Consider the following 5,683-nt stretch of genomic DNA (forward strand, 5'->3'; position numbering starts at 1 on the left):
CCCGCCGGTGAAATTCGGCGTTACAATCGTTGTCAAAATAATTCAGATAATAACCGCCTGTGCGCTCAACTGCCTCCTGCGCACGCCTTTCCACACCTCGGCGGCCATACACGTAGTTGGTCAGGGCAATTTTGGCTCCCAATTTTGCCAGCATGTGCTGGCGTTCAGTGGGTACAGTAGCCGGCATACATAATACAAGAGGATGTCCGCTACGAGCACAAGAAATGGCAAGCGCCACCGCAAAGCTGCCGCTGGAACCCTCCACCACCGTCTGCCCGGGTTTTAAAAGTCCTTTTTCGGTGGCAATGGCCAGCATTCCTTCGGCCAATGCATCTTTCGCCGAATTGGTAGGTCCTCCTGCTGCCAGATAGGCATACAAAGAAGGAGACAATCCATGCCGTGCACTGTAACCGGCCAGGCGCACCACAGGGCGTTGGTACAGCGTTTCGTAATAGCTTTGAAAAATCTGCACAGAAAGTCGCCTCCTTTGTGAAAAATCGGACATTTCTTCTTTTATTATACAATAAACGTCATCATATGCAACAGTGAAAAGAACCGAAAAAACGCTCTTTTTTGTCATTTTGCCAAGAGCTTTTTTGCCTGTAAACCTATTGACTTTACATGTCGGTTGCGGTATAATAGCGCTTGTTGTAAAGTGGTTTGCGTTTACAAGGCGCTGAAAGGAGGAAAAGCCGTGGCCAAAAATTTGGAGATTTCTTATTTGCTCGATTTTTATGGCGATGTGCTCACTGATAAACAGCGCGATGTGATGGAACAGTATTACAACGACGACTTTTCTCTGTCTGAGATTGCGGAAAACTTTGGCATCAGCCGGCAGGGCGTACGAGATGCCATAAAGCGCGGCGAGACCACCATGCTGGAATTAGAGGAAAAAATTGGGTTTGCAAAGCGCTACCGTGCCATGCAGGAAGGACTTTCCCGCTTGGACCACTTGACTCGGGAGATTCGTTTCTGCAATGCCAATCGTTATGATATGAGTGAGGAGATTCAGAACTCCTGCAACGAGATGCTGGACATCGTCAAGTCCATTACGGACAATCCCTAACACACCGAAAGGAATCGATATGGCGTTTGAATCCTTAAGCGACAAACTGTCGTCTGTTTTTAAAAAGCTGCGCGGCAAAGGGAAACTTACAGAGCAGGATATCAAAGAGGCGATGCGCGAAGTGCGCATGGCTCTTTTGGAAGCTGACGTCAACTACAAAGTTGCCAAAGACTTCATTGCAGATGTGACTCAGCGCGCTATGGGTCAGGAGGTTATGGAGAGCCTGACTCCCGCTCAGCAGGTCATCAAAATCGTCAACGAGGAACTGACTCGTCTGATGGGCGGCGATGAAGCCGCGCGCATCCATATTAAGTCCAAGCCGCCAACAATCATCATGATGTGTGGCCTTCAGGGCGCTGGTAAGACAACACACTGTGCCAAGTTGGCCAAACGCTTTCTGAAAGAAGGACATCGTCCGCTTTTGGTAGCGTGTGATATTTATCGTCCTGCTGCGGTGGACCAGTTGTGTGTAGTAGGCGCTCAGGCGGGTGCGCCTGTGTACAAACTCGACGGCGAAAAGCCTGAAGAGATTGCGCGGCGTGCGGTAATGCACGCTAAGGATTACGGCAACGATATTGTCATTCTGGATACGGCTGGCCGTTTGCATGTGGACGAGGAGCTGATGGCAGAGCTGGCTCGCATCAAGCAGACGGTGCCCGTGGATGAAACTCTGTTGGTCATTGACGCCATGGCAGGTCAGGATGCTGTCAATGTGGCAAAGAGTTTTAGTGAGAGCACAGGTTTGGACGGTGTTATCCTTACCAAACTGGATGGTGACACTCGCGGCGGCTCTGCGCTTAGCGTGCGTGCTGTAACAGGCAAGCCCATTAAGTTTGCTGGTGTGGGCGAAAAACTGGACGACTTGGAAGTATTCCATCCAGCGCGTATGGCCAGCCGAATTCTGGGCATGGGCGATGTGCTCACGTTGATTGAAAAGGCACAGGATACGGCCGACGCCAAAAAGGCAGAGGAGACCGCCCGCCGCCTGATGGAGAACAAGTTTGATATGAATGATATGCTGGATCAACTGGCACAGCTCAAAAAAATGGGTGGTGCAGGTGCGTTGATTTCCATGCTGCCGGGTCTTGCAGGCAAGGTGGATATGGATGAGATCAACGAGTCCAAAGCATTTGTTCACATTGAGGCGATCATTCAAAGTATGACGCCTGCGGAAAGGGAAAAACCGTCCATCATTGATCCGAAACGCAAGCGGCGGATTGCCGCAGGCAGCGGAACAAAAGTGGAGGATGTGAATCGGTTGCTTCGTCAGTTTGAACAGATGAGCAAAATGATGAAGCAGTTGAAGCGGAATCCGAAGAAGTTTGGCCGCGGTGGCCTAGGCCGTTTGTTCGGCATGTAATCGATGGTTTCGGCCTTTGGTCGATTCTATATAAATCTTTATTGCAATGCGATAAGACAAAGCGAAAATACAGGAGGTGACAGCATGGCTGTTAAAATCAGATTGCGCCGTATGGGTGCGAAGAAAGCTCCCTTCTATCGTGTGGTAGTTGCGGATTCCCGTTTCCCTCGCGATGGCCGTTTCATTGAAGAGATCGGTTATTACGATCCGACCAAGGAGCCGGCAGTTGTGAAAATCGACGCGGAGAAAGCTAAAACTTGGATTGCTAACGGCGCCCAGCCCACTGACACGGTGCGTGTTCTGCTGAAGAAAAACGACATTCTGTAATTTGGAGGTAGCGACATGCAAGAGCTTTTGTTGGCAGTCGCAAAGGGCCTTGTGGAAAACAAGGACGCCGTGCAGGTAACGGTAGACGAAGCCAATGAGGAAGGCGTTATCGTGTACCACCTCACGGTTGCGGAAGAGGACATGGGCCGAGTGATCGGCAAGCAGGGCCGAATTGCCAAGGCTATTCGTGTGGTCATGCGCGCCGCCGCAGTGCGCGAAGGCGAGAAGATCATGGTGGAGATTGGCTAATAGGTCCCCGTCAGCCTAAAAATGGCTGTCGCAAGGAACTTTGTGAGTTCTTTGCGACAGCCATTTTTGTTTTACGGCATTGAAAAAATAAAAAAAGCATGGTATCGTTTTTATGTGACAAGCAGAAAGGACGGTAATGTTATGCGTATTGCAGTAATTCACACTACACCGGCCACCATCGCCAGTTTGGGTGATTTAATCCGGCAGGAGATTCCTGGCACAGAGGTGTTCAATCTTCTGGATGATTCTATTTTGACCGACATGAATCAGGGGCACGCGGTGGATAAGGTTCGTTCGCGCTGGCTGGAATACGCCCGCATTGCTCAGGACAATGGTGCACAGGCCATTCTCAGCGCCTGTTCTACGGTGGGAGAGTTTGCTGAAGAAGCAAATCAGTTGTTGCAAGTTCCGGTGTATCGCATTGATGAGGCAATGGCTCGTGAGGCAGTGCGCCGAGGCGGAAATATTTATGTGTTTGCAACTCTTCCCAGTACGTTGGATCCCACCACACGGCTGTTGCAGCGCCTTTCCGGAGAGCAGGCGAATCAATGCAAAATTGAAAGTGTATTGGTAGAGGGTGCCTATGATGCGTTGGCGGCAGGAAACCGCGCTTTGCACGATGAAAAAATTGCCGATGCGCTTGAAAAGCACGGTATACATGCGGATACGATTGTGCTGGCACAGGCTTCAATGGCCAGTGCTGCGGATGGGTTGGATCCAAATTTGCGCCGGAAGGTGTTGACAAGCCCACTGTTGGGAATCCAAAAACTGCGGGATGATTTGAGCCGGTTGGAGGCAGAAAAATGAAAAAGGTTCTGGTTGTAGCAGATGATATTACCGGAGCGGACGATATTGGATTAATGTATTATAATAGCGGCCATGCCGCGGTATTATATCCCTTTCCAAGTGCAGCCAAGGCCAATTTTGATGGATTTTCCAAATTGGTGGTAGACACGGATTCTCGCTTTATAAAACCACAAGAGGCATACCAAAGAGTCTATCAGGTGGTGCAACGTTTTGCGGGCGAAACCGATCAGTTTTTTTCTAAACAGTGTTCGGTATTTCGTGGCAACATCGGTGCCGAATTTGATGCAATACTTGATGCCTGTGGAGAGAATTTTGCTCCTGTGGTTTTGGGGTTTCCGGATAATGGGCGTACTACGTTGGATGGAATCCATTATGTGTACGGGGTAAAATTAGAGGAGTCTCAGTTCCGCAACGATCCGGTCAATCCCATGCGTGAGTCGGATTTGTGTAAAATTTTATCTGCGCAGACTCAGCGGCCGGTTTGCTCGGTGAATTGGCGCGAATATGAAAAGGGAGCAGATTCTGTGCGCGAAATTCTGCGCCAAAAGAAACAGCAAGGTGGTTACGTCATTTTTGATGTCCGGGACAATCAAGATTTGGAGCTCCTTGCGTTGGTTTTGAAAGATGAGCGTGTGATTTGTGGAAGTTCAGCAATTGCCTACTACTTGGGACTTTTGGAATCCACGAAAGAGCAGGAGAAAACATTCACTTGCTCTGCGCATAAGGAAGTCCTTTGCATTGCGGGAAGCTTGACGCCACAGACCGCTGCACAAATTGAATTTGCCGGCCGAATAGGGTATCCCGTTTTGACTTTGCAAACTACAGAATTGTTTTCTTCTGCTCGAAAAGCGACTGAAATGGACCGATTGAAGCGGGAATATCATGCGGGCCGCAACAGTGGTATGGTTGTGATTCGCACCTGTGCGGACTTGCAAAAAATTGAGCAGACCAAAGCGTTGGCTGCACAGCAGGGATTGAGCGCTCCGCAAACTGCAACGGCCGTGTCCGATGCTCTGGCGGCATTGGCACACGAATTGGCAGAGGAAAACGGTATTGAAAACTTTATTGTGTGCGGCGGAGATACGTCTGCCTCGTTCTGCCGGAGATTCGGTATTGGCGGTATGCGTGTTGGCCCTCAAATTGAGGCAGGGGTATCGTTGTGTGCATCTCTAGAAAAATCAGATTTGCATTTTGTACTTAAGTCGGGCAGTTTTGGCTCCAAAGAATTTTTGGAAAAAGCGAAAGAAAAACTACTGCAGGAGGATGTGGCTGCACATGTCTTATGAAGAACAGCGACAAGAACTGATCCTTTGGTGCAAGCGAATTTACGAGCGCGGATTGGTATTTGCCAGCGATGGGAATTTTAGTATGCGTTTGCCGGATGGAAATATTTTGATTACGCCCTCTAAGCGCAACAAAGGATTTCTGGACCCAGAAGAGCTGTTGGTGGTCACCCTGGAAGGAAATTCGCTGTCCGGGGGAACTCCATCCTCGGAATTTCCCATGCATCGGTATATTTATGAAACCAGCCCGCAAGCACAAGTGATTCTTCATTCCCATCCGCCTTTTTCAACGGCCTTTGCTTCGGCAGGACGGTCAGTGCCGGAAGATTATTTTGTAGAAGCACCTTTGTTTTTGGGAAAGGTTCCTGTGACGGAGTTTGCTGTCCCAGGAACACAGGATATGGTGGAAATCATTAAGCCGTATGTTTCCACTACCAGCAATCTGCTTTTGAAAAATCACGGAGCTTTGGTGTGGGATAAAACTTTGGAGGCGGCGTATAACCGATTGGAAGTATTGGAAGCGGTGTGCCGTATGGCCTATTACACAGAAGCGTTGGGTGGTGCGGACCAAATCACACCTCAACAAATGGA

General features: G+C 49.4%; 8 protein-coding genes. 7 read left to right on the forward strand and 1 reads right to left on the reverse strand.

Annotated elements, in window-relative coordinates; genetic code table 11:
- The coding region (locus tag AB5H98_RS12475) for a pyridoxal-phosphate dependent enzyme (RefSeq protein WP_367926222.1) at positions 1–472 on the reverse strand (472 nt) is incomplete at its 3' end.
- A 222-nt stretch (positions 473–694) separates the two neighbouring features.
- Here AB5H98_RS12475 and ylxM point away from each other — a divergent pair.
- The 7 genes from ylxM to AB5H98_RS12510 form a co-directional block, all read left to right on the forward strand.
- Positions 695–1,066: a YlxM family DNA-binding protein gene (ylxM, locus tag AB5H98_RS12480; protein ID WP_367926223.1), complete on the forward strand. Its 372-nt coding sequence runs from the start codon at positions 695–697 to the stop codon at positions 1,064–1,066.
- Positions 1,067–1,085: 19 nt separating this feature from the next.
- Complete coding sequence (gene ffh, locus AB5H98_RS12485) at positions 1,086–2,426, forward strand: signal recognition particle protein (RefSeq protein ID WP_367926224.1); 1,341 nt, start codon at positions 1,086–1,088, stop codon at positions 2,424–2,426.
- Positions 2,427–2,510: 84 nt separating this feature from the next.
- Positions 2,511–2,753, forward strand: a complete 243-nt coding sequence (rpsP, locus tag AB5H98_RS12490) for a 30S ribosomal protein S16 (RefSeq protein WP_349216326.1) — start codon at positions 2,511–2,513, stop codon at positions 2,751–2,753.
- Between the two features lie 15 nt (positions 2,754–2,768).
- Positions 2,769–3,002 (forward strand): KH domain-containing protein, encoded by a 234-nt coding sequence (locus AB5H98_RS12495; protein WP_367926225.1) that lies wholly within the window; start codon positions 2,769–2,771, stop codon positions 3,000–3,002.
- Positions 3,003–3,143: 141 nt separating this feature from the next.
- Complete coding sequence (locus AB5H98_RS12500) at positions 3,144–3,809, forward strand: aspartate/glutamate racemase family protein (protein ID WP_367926226.1); 666 nt, start codon at positions 3,144–3,146, stop codon at positions 3,807–3,809.
- The gene (locus AB5H98_RS12505) at positions 3,806–5,095 is read left to right on the forward strand and encodes a four-carbon acid sugar kinase family protein (RefSeq protein WP_367926227.1); all 1,290 of its coding nucleotides are present in this window, start codon (positions 3,806–3,808) and stop codon (positions 5,093–5,095) included. Before AB5H98_RS12500 ends, AB5H98_RS12505 begins: the two co-directional genes overlap by 4 nt.
- Positions 5,085–5,683, forward strand: a 599-nt coding sequence (locus tag AB5H98_RS12510) for a class II aldolase/adducin family protein (protein ID WP_367926228.1), incomplete at its 3' end; no start/stop codon positions are given. The genes AB5H98_RS12505 and AB5H98_RS12510, both read left to right, overlap by 11 nt.

The organism is uncultured Ruthenibacterium sp., assembly GCF_963558415.1.
Taxonomy (GTDB): Bacteria; Bacillota; Clostridia; order Oscillospirales; family Ruminococcaceae; genus Ruthenibacterium.